This is a genomic window from Ectothiorhodospira lacustris (assembly GCF_022227785.1).
GTDB classification, from domain to species: Bacteria; Pseudomonadota; Gammaproteobacteria; order Ectothiorhodospirales; family Ectothiorhodospiraceae; genus Ectothiorhodospira; species Ectothiorhodospira lacustris.
In genome coordinates, this window is record NZ_JAJNQM010000074.1 from 1 (window position 1) to 17,627 (window position 17,627).

At 63.7% G+C, this 17,627-nt stretch carries 16 protein-coding genes and 1 pseudogene; 13 read left to right on the plus strand and 4 right to left on the minus strand.

Translation table 11 applies throughout. The features are described from left to right. Positions 1 to 37: 37 nt before the first annotated feature. Positions 38 to 2,149 (plus strand): putative bifunctional diguanylate cyclase/phosphodiesterase, encoded by a 2,112-nt coding sequence (locus LQ952_RS12770; protein WP_238623021.1) that lies wholly within the window; start codon positions 38 to 40, stop codon positions 2,147 to 2,149. A gap of 203 nt (positions 2,150 to 2,352) precedes the next feature. Here LQ952_RS12770 and LQ952_RS12775 read toward each other — a convergent pair whose 3' ends face one another. Beyond that, positions 2,353 to 2,541, minus strand: coding sequence for an EAL domain-containing protein (locus LQ952_RS12775; RefSeq protein ID WP_347402085.1), 189 nt, complete (start codon positions 2,539 to 2,541; stop codon positions 2,353 to 2,355). 446 nt (positions 2,542 to 2,987) lie between these two features. On the opposite strand from LQ952_RS12775, the gene LQ952_RS12780 reads away from it, so the two are divergent. From LQ952_RS12780 to LQ952_RS12820, 9 genes are all read left to right on the plus strand, one after another. Beyond that, positions 2,988 to 4,859 (plus strand): sensor domain-containing diguanylate cyclase, encoded by a 1,872-nt coding sequence (locus tag LQ952_RS12780; protein ID WP_238623023.1) that lies wholly within the window; start codon positions 2,988 to 2,990, stop codon positions 4,857 to 4,859. Then, positions 4,860 to 5,168, plus strand: coding sequence for a hypothetical protein (locus LQ952_RS12785; RefSeq protein WP_238623024.1), 309 nt, complete (start codon positions 4,860 to 4,862; stop codon positions 5,166 to 5,168). After that, positions 5,155 to 5,844, plus strand: coding sequence for a ribulose-phosphate 3-epimerase (gene rpe, locus LQ952_RS12790; RefSeq protein ID WP_238623025.1), 690 nt, complete (start codon positions 5,155 to 5,157; stop codon positions 5,842 to 5,844). Before LQ952_RS12785 ends, rpe begins: the two co-directional genes overlap by 14 nt. A gap of 5 nt (positions 5,845 to 5,849) precedes the next feature. Next, positions 5,850 to 6,530, plus strand: coding sequence for a phosphoglycolate phosphatase (locus LQ952_RS12795; protein ID WP_238623026.1), 681 nt, complete (start codon positions 5,850 to 5,852; stop codon positions 6,528 to 6,530). Between the two features lie 95 nt (positions 6,531 to 6,625). After that, entirely contained in the window at positions 6,626 to 8,128 is a 1,503-nt protein-coding gene (trpE, locus tag LQ952_RS12800) for an anthranilate synthase component I (RefSeq protein ID WP_238623027.1), read from the plus strand. A gap of 55 nt (positions 8,129 to 8,183) precedes the next feature. Beyond that, positions 8,184 to 8,837 carry an aminodeoxychorismate/anthranilate synthase component II gene (locus LQ952_RS12805; protein ID WP_238623028.1) on the plus strand — a complete coding sequence of 218 codons (654 nt, stop codon included), beginning with the start codon at positions 8,184 to 8,186 and terminating at the stop codon, positions 8,835 to 8,837. Then, positions 8,834 to 9,856 (plus strand): anthranilate phosphoribosyltransferase, encoded by a 1,023-nt coding sequence (gene trpD, locus LQ952_RS12810; RefSeq protein ID WP_238623029.1) that lies wholly within the window; start codon positions 8,834 to 8,836, stop codon positions 9,854 to 9,856. Before LQ952_RS12805 ends, trpD begins: the two co-directional genes overlap by 4 nt. A gap of 5 nt (positions 9,857 to 9,861) precedes the next feature. Continuing rightward, positions 9,862 to 10,662: an indole-3-glycerol phosphate synthase TrpC gene (gene trpC / locus LQ952_RS12815; RefSeq protein WP_238623030.1), complete on the plus strand. Its 801-nt coding sequence runs from the start codon at positions 9,862 to 9,864 to the stop codon at positions 10,660 to 10,662. 80 nt (positions 10,663 to 10,742) lie between these two features. Further along, positions 10,743 to 11,330 carry a CBS domain-containing protein gene (locus tag LQ952_RS12820; RefSeq protein WP_238623031.1) on the plus strand — a complete coding sequence of 196 codons (588 nt, stop codon included), beginning with the start codon at positions 10,743 to 10,745 and terminating at the stop codon, positions 11,328 to 11,330. A gap of 111 nt (positions 11,331 to 11,441) precedes the next feature. On the opposite strand, the gene LQ952_RS12825 is transcribed toward LQ952_RS12820, so the two are convergent. Further along, entirely contained in the window at positions 11,442 to 11,645 is a 204-nt protein-coding gene (locus LQ952_RS12825) for a cold-shock protein (RefSeq protein WP_238623032.1), read from the minus strand. A 267-nt stretch (positions 11,646 to 11,912) separates the two neighbouring features. Between LQ952_RS12825 and LQ952_RS12830 the strand changes: the two genes are divergently transcribed. The 3 genes from LQ952_RS12830 (at position 11,913) to LQ952_RS12840 (ending at position 16,246) form a co-directional block, all read left to right on the plus strand. Then, the gene (locus LQ952_RS12830; protein ID WP_238623033.1) at positions 11,913 to 13,982 is read left to right on the plus strand and encodes a tRNA(Met) cytidine acetyltransferase TmcA; all 2,070 of its coding nucleotides are present in this window, start codon (positions 11,913 to 11,915) and stop codon (positions 13,980 to 13,982) included. Between the two features lie 270 nt (positions 13,983 to 14,252). Next, positions 14,253 to 15,977: an acetolactate synthase 2 catalytic subunit gene (gene ilvG, locus LQ952_RS12835; RefSeq protein ID WP_238623034.1), complete on the plus strand. Its 1,725-nt coding sequence runs from the start codon at positions 14,253 to 14,255 to the stop codon at positions 15,975 to 15,977. After that, entirely contained in the window at positions 15,974 to 16,246 is a 273-nt protein-coding gene (locus tag LQ952_RS12840; protein WP_238623035.1) for an ACT domain-containing protein, read from the plus strand. Before ilvG ends, LQ952_RS12840 begins: the two co-directional genes overlap by 4 nt. Before the next feature lie 52 nt (positions 16,247 to 16,298). Here the strand turns inward: LQ952_RS12840 and metA are convergent, their stop codons facing one another. Together metA and LQ952_RS12850 are read right to left on the minus strand one after the other, a co-directional pair. Beyond that, positions 16,299 to 17,372 carry a homoserine O-succinyltransferase MetA gene (gene metA, locus LQ952_RS12845; RefSeq protein WP_238623036.1) on the minus strand — a complete coding sequence of 358 codons (1,074 nt, stop codon included), beginning with the start codon at positions 17,370 to 17,372 and terminating at the stop codon, positions 16,299 to 16,301. Between the two features lie 50 nt (positions 17,373 to 17,422). Further along, positions 17,423 to 17,627: pseudogene (locus LQ952_RS12850) on the minus strand (ATPase); the annotation flags it as partial.

Here is a 17,627-nt window from a genome sequence, read left to right on the forward strand (position 1 = left end):
CCGTGAACACTCGCCAGCAAATCCCTTGGGAACGGCCATGAAGCTTGCCCAATTTCTCCAGACGCAAATGGATCGGTTGCTTGAAGACTGGGAAGAGGCCGCGCTGGAACTCGCCCGGGAATCTTTAGGCGAAGAAAGCATCTCCCTGAGGGACCATGCCCGGGAGATGCTGCAGTTCATCATCCAGGACCTGTTGACGGCCCAGACCACGGAAGAGTCGACCCGCAAGTCCCTTGGCAACGCCGTAATCCCCGTTTCCTTCGCCGGTGAGCAACATGGCCTTGGCCGCCTGGAGCAGGGCATGACCCTCCTACAGGTCATACTGGAACTGCGGGCGCTGCGGGAGCGAGTAACCCGGCTCTGGGGCGATGAGCAGCAGGGCCTCACCACCGAGGACATCTACGATCTGGTGCGTTTCAACGAGGCCATCGACCAGTTGATCGCCAGCTCGGTGTCGAGCTATTCCGCTCGCAAAGACCAGGACAAACGCCTGTTCGAAGCCGTACTGAACGTCTCCCCCGACCCCTTCGCCCTATTCGATCCCGACGGCAAGCTCCTGGTCCTTAACAAGCCGATGGCCAATCTGGTCGGTACGCCGGCCCAGGACCACGTTGGCAAAACTGCGCTTGAGTTGGGTCTGGCCTTTGCTACCCAGGTACACGATGCGATTGCCGCAACCGTTGCCACCAGTCAGCCCCAGCGCGGGGATTTTCATGGCCATTTGCCGTCAGGCCGAGAATTGTACTTTGACTCACAATTTATCCCGGTGTGTAACGACCGGGATGAAGTGGAAGCCGTCGCCCTGATGTCACGGAACATCACTGCGCGCAAAAAGGCCGAACATCAGGTCTGGCGAAGCGCTAATTTCGATTCGCTCACGGGCATCCCCAATCGGCGTCTGTTCCAGGATCGGCTCGGGCAGTGCTTGCTGGAGGCCGAACGAGGTGATCGCTCCTTTGCGCTGCTGTTCATTGACCTGGACCGCTTCAAGGAGGCCAATGACCGGCTGGGCCATAAGGCCGGCGACCGCCTGCTGGAGCAGGTGGCCAAGCGGTTAGCCAAAAACGTCCGGACCGTGGATACCGTGGCTCGTCTCGGCGGAGACGAATTCACCGTCATTCTCAAAAACACTGGCAGGGAAGGTGCCATGAGGGCGGCCAAGGCACTGCTGGCCGATCTTGAACGGGCGTTTGACGTGGATTCCCAACGAGTTCACCTTTCCGGTAGCATCGGCCTGACCCTGTTCCCCGATGATGGCAAGGATGGCGACCAGTTGATGCACAATGCCGATCAGGCCATGTACGCCGCCAAGAAGCAGGGGGGCCACCAGATTCAGATCTATCAGTCCTGGATGGAGCCGAACGAGTCAGAGCGCATGCGGCTGCACAGGGAACTGGGCGATGCCATCAGGGAGGACCAACTAGAGGTTTACTACCAGCCCATCATTGACATCCGCACGGGAGCCATATCCAGGGCGGAGGCCTTGCTCCGATGGAATCATCCGGACAAGGGGCAACTCACTCCGGCCACCTTTCTCATCATTGCCGAACCCGACGGCATGATGGACAGTATCAATAGCTATGTCCTGAAGCAGGCTGTGACCTGCTCGCTCCGGTGGCGCAACCAGGAGGACGAGCCCTTTCCGATCCACATTAACGAGTCACCCGCCTCCTTTTTCACCCCAACCCTCGTGGAACAATGGTGGGCGCGGTTGATGGAAAGTGATCTCGAGGGCAGCCGGATCACCATTGAACTGACCCCCATTTCCCTGAGCAACCTCGTCGCCTGCGGTATCGATCCGGTCGAGAGCTGTGGTTTGGCAGATTTGCGGCTACGCTTGGCTATCGACGATTTTGGCATTGAGCCGTTCTCCATCGCCGCGCTTCAAGACTGCCAAGTGGGTAGTATCAAGGTGGGCAGGACACTGATCAATAAGACCGGCCAGGATGGTGATGCCGACCGCATACTGAAGGCCATTATCGGTATGGCTCACGCCATAGACATTCAGGTGGTTGCTGAGGGTGTGGAAAGGGAGGCACAGTTGCAATTCCTGGCCCGTGAGGGCTGCGACTACGCCCAGGGCTACCTGTTTTCCAAACCCCTATGCCAGGACGATTTCGAGGCATTGCTAGGACGGCTCCGTCAGTAAAGGCGCTACTACTCGTGATGGCGCGTTTTATGGTGTCAATAATTCGACGGCACGAGCCCCAGTGCTGGCTTGTGTAAAGTTGCGGGTTAACCATGCGACGTTTGGGCGGCGGGCGGTTTGGAACAATGTTTGTGCAGAAACGCAGGCACTTGTTCTGGTGGCAATGGCCGGCTGATCAGGAAGTCCTGCAACTCGTCGCAGTGCTAACGCCTCAAGGAAGCCGCCTGATCCTCGGTCTCCACGCCCTCGGCGATGACCTTCACATCCAGTGAATGAGCAAGAGAAGTGATCGTCGAGACGATGCTCATCCCCTTGGGGGCCACCGCCATCGTGGCAATAAACGATCGATCGATCTTCAGTGCAGTGAGTATCCGTCCGGTAGCCCCCGATATCCGCCCCTTCGTCGCAGGAGGCCACCGTGGGCCTCAAGAATGGTCGAATCCGTCACCGCTTCAGCTTCCGCATTCGGCTCGTGACGATCGCTCAAGCCCGACACGCTTCCGGTCTTTCGGTGTCCCCAGGGCGGCCGGCGAGTGAAGTCATACTCAATTGGCTCATTCCGAGTATGGCAGGCATCCCGCGTTATGCCCGACTAGAATTGTAGGTTAAAGGCCTTGCAACAGCTTTCCCTCGCCCTTTCATTTCCGCCTGGACACCTGAAGAGCGACTGGGGCGACCGCTGTCGCTGCGGTAGCATGCATTGGACCTTGGGCCGGACGGAAAAACGGTGTTTATTCGTCCTGTACTCCGGCTTGAGATTCCGATAGCCCCAGGTAAACCGGGCCTTGAGGGCGTACAATGGAGAGATTTACCCCGCTATGGGGTCGCGAGGTTTCCAGTGACCAGCAGCCGCTTGCAAACCAAGGCCATGGGTGCCCTGCTCGTGGTCATGCTCGCCATGATGCTGGTCATCGGTCTGTCCAGCATGGCGCTGATCCGGGATTTCTCCATGCGCTCGGCCACCGAGCACACCCGCACGGCGGCGGAGATGATCCGTGTCTCCCTCACCGAGGCCATGCTCAATGGCACCATTGACCGGCGGGCCTCCATGCTGCGGCGGTTGGCGGAGGTGAACAGCCTTAACGAGGTGCGGGTGATCCGTGGGGAACGGGTCATCGCACAGCACGGCGAAGGCCTGCCGATGGAGACCCAGGCCGATGATATCGACCGCCGGGTGCTGGCCAGTGGCGAGCCTTACTTCGGGTTGATCGGCGGACTGCTCGGCGATGAGTTCCGGGCCACGATTCCCTACATCGCTTCCTCCAATGGAGACATCAACTGCATGGCCTGCCATCAGGCCCCTGAGGGTGTCGCCCTGGGCGCTGTCACACTGACTGTCTCCGTGGACCACATGAAGACCGCCGGCATAGGCGCGGCCCTGTTCCTGGTGGTCATCATGGGCCTGTTCGCCGTGCTGTCCATGATCTTTCTGGGGCGTCTGCTTCGTCCTCTGGTGGAGACCACCCAAGAGGTTCGCAAGGCCGCCAGCCTGGCCAGCGGTGGAGACTTCAGTCAACGGGTGCGCAGTCGCAGCCGTGACGAGATCGGGCAGATCGCGAACCACTTCAACCAGATGGCCGACGCCATCACCCACAAGTTGACCGAGATCCGCGACCATGTGGCCCAGTTGGTCAATACCATTCCGGACCCCAAGGCCAATCTGCTGGAGGAGACCGCCGCCACGGTCTCGGGCCTGGTGAAGGTGGCCCAGTTCAAGCAGGCCATCGAGGAGGACCAGAACACCGAGGAGGTGTTCGTCCGCATCAGTGAGGTCCTGCACACCGAATTCGGCATGGAGCATTTCTCCATCTACCAGGTGGACCGGGACAAGCGCTTGATGGATACGGTGATCGTGGACGGGGTGACTCGCGACGACATTCGTTGGTGCCACCCCGACATCCTGGAACACTGCACCACCTGCCGGGCCGTGCGCACCGGTCATGCCATCGATGGCGTCGAGAACCGCCACCTGTGCCGTGCCTTCGCCAGCGAGGCCTTGGCCGACGGGTACAGCTATCTGTGCCTGCCCATCATCCAGTCCGGCGGCGTGGGCAGCGTGGTGCAATTGGTGGTGGCGCCCCAGAACATCCCGGCGCTGATCCGTGCCCGCCCCTTGATCAGCGCCTATCTGCGGGAAGCGGCGCCGGTGCTTCAGGCCAAGGGCCTGATGGCCAGCCTGAGGGAATCCAGCCTCAAGGACGCCATGACCGGCCTGCACAACCGCCGTTTTCTGGAGGAGTATTCCGACAGCCTGGTGGCCCAGTGCAAGCGCCGTCAGATGCCCATGACGCTGCTGATGCTGGACTTGGATTATTTCAAGACCGTGAATGACACCTACGGGCACGATGTGGGCGACGAAATACTGCGGGAACTGGCCCAGATTTTCCAGGCCCACCTGCGCGAATCCGATCTGGTCATCCGCTACGGCGGCGAGGAATTCATGATCATCCTCCTGGACACCGGTGCCGAGGCGGCGATGGATGTGGCCAACAAGATCCGCCGGGCCGTGGAGGCTCACCCCTTCAAGGTGGCCGGCGGCGAGCTCCACAAGACCCTCTCCATCGGCCTTGCCGCCTACCCGGACGACGCCCAGGCCTTCTGGCAGGTGCTCAAATACGCCGACGTGGCCCTATACGCGGCCAAGGAGAACGGTCGCAATCAGGTGGTACGCTTTGCGCCGGAGATGTGGCCGTCGGGTGGTGAGTATTGATTGAACATCGGCAAGCCAGAGAAACATTCGCCAACCACGGCGCGTCCGGCCGCGGCACGCGAAGCCCGGATGTGGCAGGCCAGAAACAGCGTTGCAGGAATTATAGAACTCATCCGCCGATGCGTACGGTCCCTCCTGGGTGATTCTCCGGCCGTGCATCATCACCCCATGCTTAATTTTCCCGGCGCCTTGGGTTACATTGCCTCCACCACCCAAGGAAGCAAACCGAATAACGTTATCTCCGCCCGGTCCCTGTCGGGCGCGGGGATGGCCGACAATAACGAGGCAAAGACCCATGGCAAAACCTGATCTGATCGCGCCCTCCATCCTCTCCGCCGACTTCGCCCGGCTGGGTGAGGAAGTCACTCAGGTGCTGGCCGCCGGTGCGGACATCGTCCATTTCGATGTGATGGACAACCACTATGTCCCCAACCTGACCATCGGCCCCCTGGTGTGCGAGGCCCTGCGCAAGCACGGCGTCACTGCGCCCATCGATGTGCATCTCATGGTCAAGCCGGTGGACCGCATCATCCCCGATTTTGCCAAGGCCGGTGCCGACTACATCACCTTTCATCCCGAGGCCTCCGAGCACATCGACCGCACCCTGCAGTTGATCCGCAGCGAGGGCTGCAAGGCCGGCCTGGTGTTCAATCCCGCCACCCCGCTGTCCTACCTGGACTACGTGATGGACAAGGTGGACATGATCCTGCTCATGTCCGTGAACCCGGGCTTCGGCGGCCAGAGCTTCATTCCCGCCACGCTGGCAAAGCTCAAGGAGGCCCGCCGCCGCATCGATGAGTCCGGGCTGGATATCCGTCTGGAGGTCGACGGCGGCGTGAAGGTGGACAACATCGCTAAGATCAAGGCCGCCGGTGCCGATACCTTCGTGGCCGGCTCCGCCATCTTCGGCGCCGCCCGGAAAGAAGACCCGAGCCGCTATGACAGTATCATCGCCGCCATGCGGGCTGAATTGGCCAAGGTATGAAGCCCATGACGATTCCGCAGCCCAAGATGGTGCTCATCGACCTGGACGGTACCCTGGTGGACAGCGTGCCGGACCTGAGTTTCAGCGTGGACCGTATGATGGAGGCCTTGGGCATGCCCGTGCGGGGCGAGGCCAAGGTGCGCCTCTGGGTGGGTAACGGGGTGGAGCGCCTGGTCAAGCGCGCCCTTACCGGCGACATGGAGGCCGAGCCTGCCGCGGATCTCTACGAACGGGCGCTGGCCCTGTTCATGGAGATCTACCGGGACAACAACACCGGCCGCAGCCGGCTCTATCCCGGCGTGCGCGAAGGTCTGGAGGTCCTGGCACAGTCCGGCCTGCGGCTGGGCTGCGTGACCAACAAGCCGGCCCGGTTCACGGCGCCCCTGCTGCGGGCCATGGAGATCGATCACTTTTTCGAACTGGTGGTGGCCGGCGATACCCTGCCGCAGAAGAAGCCCGATCCGGCGCCTCTGCTGTATGCCGCCCATCAGTTTGACGTCCATCCCAAGGATGCCCTCATGGTGGGGGATTCCCGCAGCGACGTGAAGGCCGCCCGTGCCGCCGGATTTGGCATTGTGTGCGTCACTTATGGTTATAATCACGGCCAGGATATCCGGGAGCAGAAGCCGGATTCGGTCATCGACAGCCTCGATCAACTGCCGGGGCTCATGGAGCAGATAGCCTGATGCCTGGGATTCTCATTCTAGTCCGGTCGACGCGATGGCGTGGGTGACAGCAGCCTGTCCACCCACTGTGCCGACCTGTCCACCGGAAATGTCCCATGAGTCCCGAACAATTCGATGATCTGATCCGCCAGGGTTACAACCGCATCCCCCTGGTCCGCGAGGTCCTGGCCGATCTCGACACCCCCCTGAGCACCTACCTGAAGCTGGGTTCCGGTCCCTATTCCTACCTGTTGGAGTCCGTCCAGGGGGGCGAGAAATGGGGCCGTTATTCCTTCGTCGGTCTGCCCGCCCGTACCGTGGTACGGGTCTGCGGGCATCAGATCTGCGTGGAGGAGTCCGGCCAGGTGGTGGAAGAGATCCGGGTGGACGATCCGCTGGCTTGGATCGAGACCTTCCAGACCCGCTTCCGGGTGCCTGATCTGGCGGATCAACCCCGTTTCACCGGGGGGCTCGTGGGTTATTTCGGTTACGACACCATACGCTACATCGAGCCCCGCCTGGGGGGCGTTGAGAAGCCTGACCCCCTGGGTGTGCCCGACATCCTGCTCATGGTCTCCGACGAGGTGGTGGTCTACGACAACCTGGCGGGACGGCTTTACCTGGTGGTCCATGCCGGTGCCGGGGAACGTGAGTCCGCCGAGCGACGCCTGGAGGAACTGCACGAAAAACTGCGCCGGATCACCCATCTGCCGCCGGTCCACCCCGCGCCCCGCAAGGTCAGCGAGTCGGACTTCATCTCCGGCTTTACCGAGGATGGCTTCAAGGCGGCGGTGGATCGCTGCAAGCAGTACATCGTCGATGGAGATGTAATGCAGGTGGTGCTGTCCCAGCGCCTCTCCATTCCCTACGGTGCCCGCCCCCTGGATCTCTATCGGGCTTTGCGCAGTCTCAATCCTTCCCCCTACATGTTCTACCTGGACCTGGGCGATCACCACGTGGTGGGCTCCTCCCCGGAGATTTTGGTGCGCCTGGAGGACGAGGTGGTCACGGTGAGACCCATTGCCGGCACCCGCCCCCGCGGCGAGGATGAGGCCGATGACCGGGCCCTGGAGCAGGACCTGCTCGCCGATCCCAAGGAAATCGCCGAACACCTCATGCTCATCGACCTGGGCCGCAATGACGCCGGTCGCGTCTCCCGCATCGGTAGCGTCCAACTCACCGAGCGCATGGTGGTGGAACGCTACTCCCACGTCATGCACATCGTCTCCAACGTGGTGGGCCGGCTGCGGCCCGGCATGACCGCCATGGACGTGCTGCGGGCCACCTTCCCGGCGGGTACCGTGAGCGGTGCCCCCAAGATCCGCGCCATGGAGATCATCGACGAACTGGAGCCGGTGAAACGGGGCATCTACTCCGGTGCCGTGGGCTACCTGTCCTGGCAGGGCAACATGGACACCGCCATCGCCATCCGCACCGCCGTGATCAAAGACCAGATCCTGCATATCCAGGCCGGCGCCGGCGTGGTCCATGATTCCGTGCCCGACAACGAATGGGCCGAGACCATGAACAAGGGCCGTGCCGTGTTCCGTGCCGTGGCCATGGCGGAGTCGGGGCTGGAGATCCAGCCCGCCTCGATGCGCGGCAAGGGCCGATCCTGATACCGCTGTCGCCGCCCTTTCCATCTCCCGGCCAACCTACTGGGGTACGGCACACATGCTGCTGATGATCGACAACTACGATTCCTTCACCTACAACCTGGTCCAGTATCTGGGCGAGTTGGGGGCCGATGTGGAGGTGCGGCGCAACGACGCCATCACCCTGGACGAGATCGAGGCCCTGGCCCCGGCGCGGATCTTCATCTCCCCGGGCCCTTGTGCCCCGGATCAGGCGGGCATCTCCCTGGCCGCCATCCGTCGTTTTGCCGGCAGGGTCCCCATCCTGGGGGTCTGCCTGGGGCACCAGTCCATCGGCCAGGCCTTCGGCGGCCGCATCGTGCATGCCCGGGAGATCATGCACGGTAAGACTTCCATGATCCATCACAAGGACATGGGGGTGTTCCGGGGGTTGGCCAATCCCTTCGAGGCCACCCGTTACCACTCCCTGGTGATCGAAAAGGCCTCCCTCCCGGACTGCCTGGAGGTCACTGCCTGGACCGAGACCCCGGCTGGGGCGCTGGACGAGATCATGGGGGTGCGCCACCGCACCCTGGACGTGGAAGGGGTTCAGTTTCACCCGGAATCCATCTTGACCCAGCATGGCCACGACCTGCTGAGAAACTTTCTGGAGGCCCCGGCCCGGGTTGACCCATCCTCGGGTGGCCGCAACAATCCAACGACACACGACGACAGGGGGCGGGCTACACCATGAACATGCAGGAAGCCATTCGCGCAGTCACTGAACATCGCGACCTTTCCGGACCCGAGATGGTCCACGTCATGCGCCGGATCATGACCGGCGAGGCCACCCCCGCCCAGATGGGCGGCTTCCTGGTCGGGCTGCGCATGAAAGGGGAGACGGTGGATGAAGTGGCCGCCGCCGCCTCGGTGATGCGTGAATTGGCCACCCGGGTCGATGTGGAAGCCGAGCACCTGGTGGATACCTGCGGCACGGGGGGTGACGCCTCCGGCAGTTTCAACATCTCCACCGCCTCCGCCTTCGTGGTGGCGGCCGCCGGTGGGCGGGTGGCCAAGCACGGTAACCGCTCCGTTTCCAGCAAGTCCGGCAGTGCCGACGTGCTGGAGGCCGCCGGGGTCAACCTGGAACTGGCTCCGGAGCAGGTGGCCCAGTGCATCAACCAGGTGGGCGTGGGTTTCCTGTTCGCCCCCAAGCACCACGGCGCCATGAAGCACGCGGTGGGTCCCCGGCGGGAGATGGGCGTGCGCACCCTGTTCAACGTGCTGGGACCGTTGACCAATCCGGCCGGCGCCCCCAATCAGGTGCTGGGGGTGTTCAGCACCCACTGGCTGGAGCCTCTGGCCCAGGTGCTCAGGCTGCTGGGTAGCCGGCATGTGATGGTGGTGCATGCGGAGGACGGCCTGGACGAGATCAGTATCGGCGCACCCACCCGGGTGGCGGAGCTGCGCGGCGGCGAGGTGACCACCTGCATCATCGCCCCTGAACAGTTCGGCATGCGGCGTACCCCCCTGGATGCCGTCCGGGTGGGCAGTGCCGAAGAGAGCCTGGCCCTGATCCGTCGGGTCTTTGCCGGTGAGCCGGGACCTGCGCGGGACATCGTCATGCTCAATGCCGGGGCCGCCATCCATGTGGCGGGCCTGGCGGATTCCATGGCGGCGGGGGTTCAGCGTGCGGGCGAGGTGATCGACAGTGGGGCTGCTGCGGCCCGCATGGACGAGTTGGCCCGTGTCTCCCAATCCCTGAAGGCGTGAACCCCATGACCGATACCCCTGATATTCTCAAGAAGATCCTGGCCCGCAAGCGCGAAGAGGTGGATGAGCGCAGTGCCCGGACCTCCCTGGAGGATCTGGCTCGTTTCGTGGACGCCGCCCCGGCGGTGCGTCCCTTCCTGCAGGCCCTGGAGGATAGGGTGAACGCGGGACGGCCTGCGGTGATCGCCGAGATCAAGAAGGCCAGCCCCAGCAAGGGCGTGCTGCGGGAGGACTTTGATCCCGTGGCCATTGCCCGCACCTATGCGCAGCACGGCGCCGCCTGTCTGTCGGTGCTGACGGATCGTGACTTCTTCCAGGGGCATGAGGCCTATCTGGAAGATGCCCGTGCCGCCTGTACCTTGCCGGTGCTGCGCAAGGACTTCATCATCGACCCCTATCAGGTCTACGAGGCCCGGGTGATGGGGGCCGATTGCGTGCTCCTGATTGTGTCCGCCCTGGACGACGCCCGGCTCTCCGAGTTGCTCAAGCTCTCCCATGATCTGGGCATGAACGTCCTGGTGGAAGTCCATGATGCCCATGAGCTGGCGCGTGCCCTGGCCCTGGATGTCTGCATCATCGGCATCAACAATCGCAGCCTGCGAACCTTCGAAACCCGCCTGGAGACCACGCTGGATCTGCTGGCGGCCATCCCGAAGAACCGTCTGGTGGTGACGGAGAGCGGTATCCACACCCCCGAGGACGTAGCCCGCATGCGCCGGGCCGGGGTGCATGCCTTCCTGGTGGGCGAAGCCCTGGTCAAGGCGCCGGACCCCGGCCTCCAGCTACGCGCCCTGTTCGATGCCTGATCCGAGGGCCGTGCTAGACTCGCTGTTGCAGGCTACATAACAACAAGGCTGGGTTTTCCCGCCACGATCAGGAGGTTTTGATGGCTCGTTACACTCTTGTTCCCTCCCATGCCCTCACCGATGACGCGGTGGTGCATCGTTTCCGTCAGGGGTTGCCGCAGCGGGTCACCCTGGAAGACCCGGCCGTGGATGTGATGACGGACTTTCGCCGGGTGGAGGCCGTGACCGTCTCTCCCGAAACCGCCATGGATGCCGCGCTGCAGAAGATGATCCACTCCGGGGTGCGTCTCTTGATCGTGGTCTCCGATGACGACCAGATCCAGGGTGTGGTCACCGCCCGTGACATCATGGGTGAGCGCCCGGTGAAGGTGGTGTCCGATGAGCGCATTGCCCACAACGAGCTGTCGGTGAAGCATGTGATGACCCACCGCAACGACATCAGCGCCATCGATCATTACGACGTGGTGCTGGCACGGGTCGGGGATGTCGTCACCACCTTGCGGGAGGCTGGACGTCAGCATGGCTTGGTGGTGGAGTTCGAGAGCGGGCGGGAAGTGGTGCGGGGCGTGTTTTCGCTGACTCAGATCGGGCGCCAGCTGGGGGTGGAGATCTCTGCCGAGGGGCCGGTGCAGAGTTTTGCCCAGATCGAGAAGCTGCTGAATCGATAGCACAAATGAAGAACCCCGCCAATGGCGGGGTTCCTGTCTGCGGATTCGGTGTATACCAACCCGACGGATCGAGTACGATCCATGCGGATCAGGATCCAGCCATCCCTGACTTCAGGCGGGCTTGACGTTGGAAGCCGCCAGACCTTTCGGAGTTTTCTGGGTTTCGAAACTCACCTTCTGGCCTTCGGCCAAGGTCTTGAAACCACCGCCTTCGATTGCGGAGAAGTGGACAAAGATATCTTTGCCACCGTCGTCGGGCGTGATGAAACCAAAGCCCTTGCCTTCATTGAACCACTTCACGGTACCAGTCAGCACTGCGTATTACCTCGTAGGAAAAAATATACTCGCAGCGTTCCTGCCGTACCCGGCGGCGGTAGAGGCCTTGAGAATACAGGCTGACTTCCGTGCATGGCGAATAACAGGGCGACTGCGCCTCTCATCATACGCCCGGCCTTGGCGGGGCGCCATCACTAATTTGCCTTTATTCCGTTTCAATTTCTTGATATTTGTCCGGAAATTGCAAACTCCGTCACAAATAGGGCAATCGACCATGCGCTCCCCGCTTCATAAGGAAACGTAGCCATGCCGCCATCTCCTTCTCTGCATCGCCACCTGATCTGCCTGGAAGCCCATGATGTTTCAAGGATTCAGGCCGCGCAGTGGTGTGCAGCCCTGCCTGCCGACGCCCGCGTGGTCTGGGTCGGGGGGCGACTCCCGGTTGCCGTCGAGCATGTTCCGTTACCCCAGGCCGACAGCCTGCTGGGCAGGGATCTGGACGCCCTGGTCTTCGATGCCGTCGACGGGCTGTCCGCCGATGCCCTGGGCGCCGCCTCCGGGGCGGTGAGGGGTGGGGGTGTCCTGTTGCTGATTCTGCCTGCTTCGGAAGGTGCTCCGGCGTCTCTGTTTCTGCACCGTCTCCGGCAGCAACTCCATTGTGCCGATGTGCCGATCATGGGGCCGGACGCGGCCTTGCCATCGTGGCCTGTGCCGAAGGCCCGCTCCCCTCACGTGCCGGCCGAGGACCCCTGTCTGACCGAGGATCAGCGCGATGCCGTACAGGCACTGCAAACTCTCACTGCGGGCAGAACACCGACGGCGCTGGTGGTCATGGCCGATCGCGGTCGGGGCAAAACCGCCGCCCTGGGTATCGCCGCAGCACGACTCATGATGGCCTCCCGGCCAAGCGGCGATGGTGTCCATATCGGTGTGACGGCGCCCCGGCTCTCGGCCCTGGGGCCGCTGTTCGAGCAGGCCGTACGGTTACTCCCGGACGCAGTGGAGCGAGGGCCGGGCTGGCTGCGCCTGGGGTCGTCAACGCTGCAGTATTTCCCGCCCGATAGCATCCCCGAGCCGGTCCCGGGTCTGATGCTGGTGGATGAGGCTGCAGGCATCCCCGTGCAGTGGCTGAATCAGTGGCTGGAGGCCTGTCTGGCGGCCGGCTGTCCAATGGCCTTCACGGGTACCGTCCACGGCTATGAGGGGGGCGGACGGGGGTTTGCCGTGCGCTTTCTCCGCATCCTTGCGCAGCGCGTGCCCGATACCCGTCACCTGCATCTGGAAACCCCGGCGCGCTGGGCCGCGGATGATCCGCTGGAAGCCCTCATGGCCCGCTGCCTGTTGCTGGACGCGCAAGCGGTGCCGGATGCGTCCATGGCCGGTGCCCGGCCTGAGGCCTGTGGGCTGAAGCCGTGGTCCCGTGAGCGCCTGGCCGGGGATGAAGTTTTGCTGAGAGAGATCTTCGGCCTGCTGACCCTGGCCCATTACCGCACCCGTCCGTCGGATCTGCAACGGATGCTTGACGATCCTGGTCTGCGGGTGGTCACCTGGGTATATCAGGGGCGGGTGGCCGCCGTGGCCCTGGTGGCGGATGAAGGTGAACTGGACGCGGGACTGTGCCGGGCCGTATGGCAGGGCGAGCGCCGCCCTCAGGGGCATTTTCTGCCCGTGAGCCTGATGCTGTACGGGGGCATGCCGCCCGAGGGCGGCCGGCTGCGTTATCGGCGCGTGGTACGCATCGCCGTTCATCCTGCCGCTCAGGGGCGCGGATTGGGCCGTGCACTGGTGCAGTGCCTGGTGGAGAAGGCACGTGAAGACGGTATCGACCTGGTCGGAGCCGGCTTCGGCGGCACGACTTCATTGCTGCGTTTCTGGTCCGGGCAGGGGTTCATGCCCGTGCGGGTGGGGGTGAAGCCGGAGGTGAGCAGCGGCGGCTGGGCCGTGACCGTGCTGCAGGCGTTGACCGCAGAGGGGCAGGGGATGCTGGATCAGGTTCAGGCCGAGTTTGGCCGCGCGCTGCCCCTGCTGTTGTCCGATCCCCTGCGGACGATGGCCCCGGACCTGGCGGCCTCCCTGTTCCATGGCCTGGACATCCCTCCGTTATCCCGTGAGGATCGCAGGGTGTTCGCCGCCTTCGCCCATGGTCGGCGGGTCCATGAGGCCTGCCTACCTGCCTTGCGTGCAGGGGTGATCCGCGGCCTGGCGGGGGCCGCCGCACCCCTGGAGGGCGCCGGTACGGTGGAGCGGGATGCCCTGGTGATGCGGGTGGTCCAGCAGCGCCCCTGGGAGGAGGTGGCCCGGTATCTGGGGGTGTCCGGTCGCAAGCCGGTGATCGCGGTGCTGCGGCGTGCCGTCGCCTGTCTGCCGGTCGGGTGAATGGCTGATTTTCCCTTGCGATCTTCGTCATGTCTGCCTAATATCAGGCTCAAGCTCTCAACAAAACCCGAGCAATCCAGACACATGATTCACAGCGTAGTCAGCTTCCTGGTACTGGTAGTCGTGGACACACCACGGCCCGGGGGCTTATTGCGCTGACGATCCAGCAACACTGATCAGAATCCAAAAAACCCCGGGCCTGAAAACCCGGGGTTTTTTATTGTTCATTTTTCGCCCGCAAACAGACCGCCACCGCAGGAGATACCGGCCATGCCAGCCGACGCCGACACCGCCTCACCCCACCGATCGCCGGACGGCCGCCCCGGAAACGGCGCCTGGGCCGTTCTGGAGGTGCTCAAGCGCCATCAGGTAGAGACGGTGTTCGGCTATCCCGGCGGCGCCATCATGCCCCTTTACGACGCCATGGCCCAGGATGCCTCGCCCATCCGCCATATTCTCACCCGCCACGAACAGGGGGCGGCGTTTGCCGCCAACGGCTATGCCCGTGCCTCCGGGCGCCTGGGTGTCTGCATCGCCACTTCAGGACCCGGGGCCACCAATCTCATCACTGCCGTGGCCGATGCCCACATGGACTCCATTCCCCTGCTGGTGATTACCGGTCAGGTGCCCACGAGCCTCCTGGGCACCGATGCCTTCCAGGAGACCGATGTGCTGGGCCTGAGCCTGCCGATCACCAAGCATAGCTATCTGGTGCGCCATGTGGGTGAGCTGGAAGCGGTCCTCGAAGAGGCCATTCACCTGGCCCAGGAGGGGCGTCCCGGGCCGGTGTGGGTGGATATCCCCAAGGATGTGCAACTTGCGTCTGTCAGGTTGTCCGGTTTCGTCCCGGGCGTGAAGGCAGCCGGCGAGGCCGGTACGCCGGACGAGGATGCGTTGGAGCGTGCCCACGAGCTGCTGGCCGCCGCCCGGCGTCCGGTGATCTATGCCGGTGGCGGTGTCGCCCTGGGCCATGCGGTGCCGGCGTTCCGTGATTTTGTCGCCCGTACCGGTGCGCCGGTGGTGACCACCCTGAAAGGGATCGGTCTGTTGTCACCCGATGATCCCCGCAACCTGGGCATGTTGGGCATGCATGGCGCCCCCTGCGCCAACCGGGCGGTGCAGGCCGCGGATTTGCTGGTGGTGGTGGGTGCCCGTTTCGATGACCGGGCTACCGGCCGCCTGGCGGCATTCGCCCCCGAGGCTCAGGTGATCCACCTGGATGTGGACCCGGCGGAAATGGCCAAGCTGCGGCCTCCCGAAGTGGCCCTGGTGGGGGACCTCAATCATCTGCTGCCGCGGTTGGCCCGGCCGCTGGCCATCGAGGCCTGGCGTGACCAATGTGCCCGATCTCGGCAGACAGAGGGGTTCAGGCTGCCGCCGCAGCGGCCCGAGGGTGGTTTTCCGGCCCTGCGGTTCCTGGATGCCCTGTCCCGTCGGGCCGGGGATCAGACCTATGTGGCCTGTGATGTGGGGCAGCACCAGATGTGGGTGGCCCAGTACTACGGTTTCAGCCATCCTCGCCGCCACCTGACCAGCGGCGGCCTGGGGGCTATGGGTTTCGGCCTGCCGGCGGCCATCGGCGCCCAGCTGGCCCATCCCGACGCTCGGGTGGTTAACGTCAGCGGTGATGGTTCCTTCATGATGAACGTGCAGGAGCTGGCCACCCTGGGCCGCTACGGGTTGCCGGTGAAGATCGTGCTGTTCGACAACCAGTACCTGGGTATGGTGCGTCAGCAGCAGGCGCTGTTCTACGAGGGTCGTCTGTCCTCGGTGGATCTTTCCGACAACCCGGATTTCGTTCAGGTGGCCCAGGCCTTCGGTATTCCGGCCCGCCGCTTTGAGGGGGCGGATGCCATGGAGGCGGCCATCCGGGCCTGCCTGGGAACCCCCGGGCCGCTGCTTTTGCACCTGCCCATTGAGCGTGAACAGAATGTCTGGCCCATCGTCGGGCCCGGCATGTCCAATGACCAGATGATTCAGGAGGACGTGGCATGAGCCATCAGTTCCAGTTGTTCGCCCGCCCCGCCGAGGGCAGCCTTGAGCGGATCCTGCGTACCGTGCGTGCCCGTGGGTTCGAGGTGCAGGACATGAGCGTGCGCCTGGAAGGCGGGCGTTACCATGTGCGCCTGCGGGTCGGCGGGCAGCGGGATCCGGGGATGCTGGCCCGTCAGCTGGAGAAGCTGTGGGATGTGGAGCACCTGGCGGCCCTGCAGGCGGCGCCGGAGGCCCGCGAGCCCATGGGTAGTCGGGTGAGCGCGGCATAGTGGGGGCATATCTCCGCCCCGTTGCCGAGGGCGCTGGGGCGGGGGCGGCGACTCAGGCCTTCACCCGCCCCAGCGGGTCATCGGGGTCCACCTCGTCCCGGAACGGTTTCTTGCGGTCGATGTGGGTGTACTGGTAGACGTTCCCCATCCAGTTGTTGATCACCGCCTCGGCGGTATCATGCCAGGTGTTGTCCAGGTGCTCGCAGATCAGCTGTTCCGGAAAGTCCGGCGGCGCGGTATCCCGTTGCAGGGCCAGGTCCAGGCGGTCCCGGTATTCTTCCAGGATGGCCTGGCTGCGGGGGCAGAAGTAATTGTCCACGAAGGGTGGATAGTCCTTGCGCTCGCCCCGGGCATAGCGGGCCACCTCCCGCTTGTATTCCTTGAGCAGACTGATGATGTCGTACTCCGGATGTCCCTGGAAGAAGACGATACGGAATTCGTCTTCGCTCACCGCCAGATGCACTCCGGCTTCATCACTTTCCACCAGCACCTTCAGGCCCGCAGTCTCGAACTGCTGCCGGGAGATGTGATTGAAGCGCGAATGAGGGACATCGAAGCGGGTGTTGACCCCGGCCACCAGGGGATGGGTGCGCTCCACCACCCGATGGGGGTAGACCCCCCAGCGTTTGGAGGGTAGGGGGCTGCGGGTCTGGCCGTAGCGGAACTGCATCACCGCATGGGTGGCCAGGCAGGAGCACAAGGTGGAGGTGACGTTGGCGTAGGCCCAGTCGATGACTTGGGCCAGAGGTTCCCAGAAGGGCTCCAGGGACAGGTCCGGCTGGGTGACGTTGGCCCCGGTGATGATGAGGGCGTCCAGCCCCTGCTCCTGGATCTTTTCCAGCGGCTCGTAGTAACGGGCCACATGCGCCTGCCCCTGGGGACCCCGCTCCAGGGCGTCCAGGGTGAAGGGGTGGATGTAAAACTGGGCGATCTGGTTGCTTTCCCCCACCAGGCGGCAGAACTGGCGCTCCGTGGCCGCCAGGGCGGCATCGGGCATCATGTTCAGCAGCCCGATGTGCATGGCGCGGATGTCCTGCTTCAGGGCGTAGTCCGAGGGCAGTACCGTCTGGCCTTCCTGCTTGAGACGCGAGAAGGTGGGCAGTTCCGAGTGGGCAACGAGCGGCATGGCGGGTGTCCTGACTGCGTATGTGATGAGGGATGGCGAATGCCGTGGCTTCAGCGCTCCGGGCGCTGGCTATCCAGCGCCTGTTCGATCAGACGGTTGAAATCGGCCTCGGTGCGTACTTGTGCGATCTCGTCGGAGCTGATGGTATAACCGTGGCGCCGGGTGAGGGCCTCGTAGCGGGGCAGGCGGTCCCGGAACAGGCGCGGGAACATCCAGCGCACGAAATCGTCCGGGTCGATCTGGGCTACGTATTCC

What these genes read in the sequence shown, in the direction of transcription:
- LQ952_RS12770 (WP_238623021.1), top strand. Translation starts at nt 38, where the DNA reads ATGAAGCTTGCCCAATTTCTCCAGACGCAAATGGATCGGTTGCTTGAA.
- rpe (WP_238623025.1), top strand. Translation starts at nt 5,155, where the DNA reads ATGGCAAAACCTGATCTGATCGCGCCCTCCATCCTCTCCGCCGACTTC.
- LQ952_RS12795 (WP_238623026.1), top strand. Translation starts at nt 5,850, where the DNA reads ATGACGATTCCGCAGCCCAAGATGGTGCTCATCGACCTGGACGGTACC.
- trpE (WP_238623027.1), top strand. Translation starts at nt 6,626, where the DNA reads ATGAGTCCCGAACAATTCGATGATCTGATCCGCCAGGGTTACAACCGC.
- LQ952_RS12805 (WP_238623028.1), top strand. Translation starts at nt 8,184, where the DNA reads ATGCTGCTGATGATCGACAACTACGATTCCTTCACCTACAACCTGGTC.
- trpD (WP_238623029.1), top strand. Translation starts at nt 8,834, where the DNA reads ATGAACATGCAGGAAGCCATTCGCGCAGTCACTGAACATCGCGACCTT.
- trpC (WP_238623030.1), top strand. Translation starts at nt 9,862, where the DNA reads ATGACCGATACCCCTGATATTCTCAAGAAGATCCTGGCCCGCAAGCGC.
- LQ952_RS12820 (WP_238623031.1), top strand. Translation starts at nt 10,743, where the DNA reads ATGGCTCGTTACACTCTTGTTCCCTCCCATGCCCTCACCGATGACGCG.
- LQ952_RS12830 (WP_238623033.1), top strand. Translation starts at nt 11,913, where the DNA reads ATGCCGCCATCTCCTTCTCTGCATCGCCACCTGATCTGCCTGGAAGCC.
- ilvG (WP_238623034.1), top strand. Translation starts at nt 14,253, where the DNA reads ATGCCAGCCGACGCCGACACCGCCTCACCCCACCGATCGCCGGACGGC.
- LQ952_RS12840 (WP_238623035.1), top strand. Translation starts at nt 15,974, where the DNA reads ATGAGCCATCAGTTCCAGTTGTTCGCCCGCCCCGCCGAGGGCAGCCTT.
- metA (WP_238623036.1), bottom strand. Translation starts at nt 17,372, where the DNA reads ATGCCGCTCGTTGCCCACTCGGAACTGCCCACCTTCTCGCGTCTCAAG.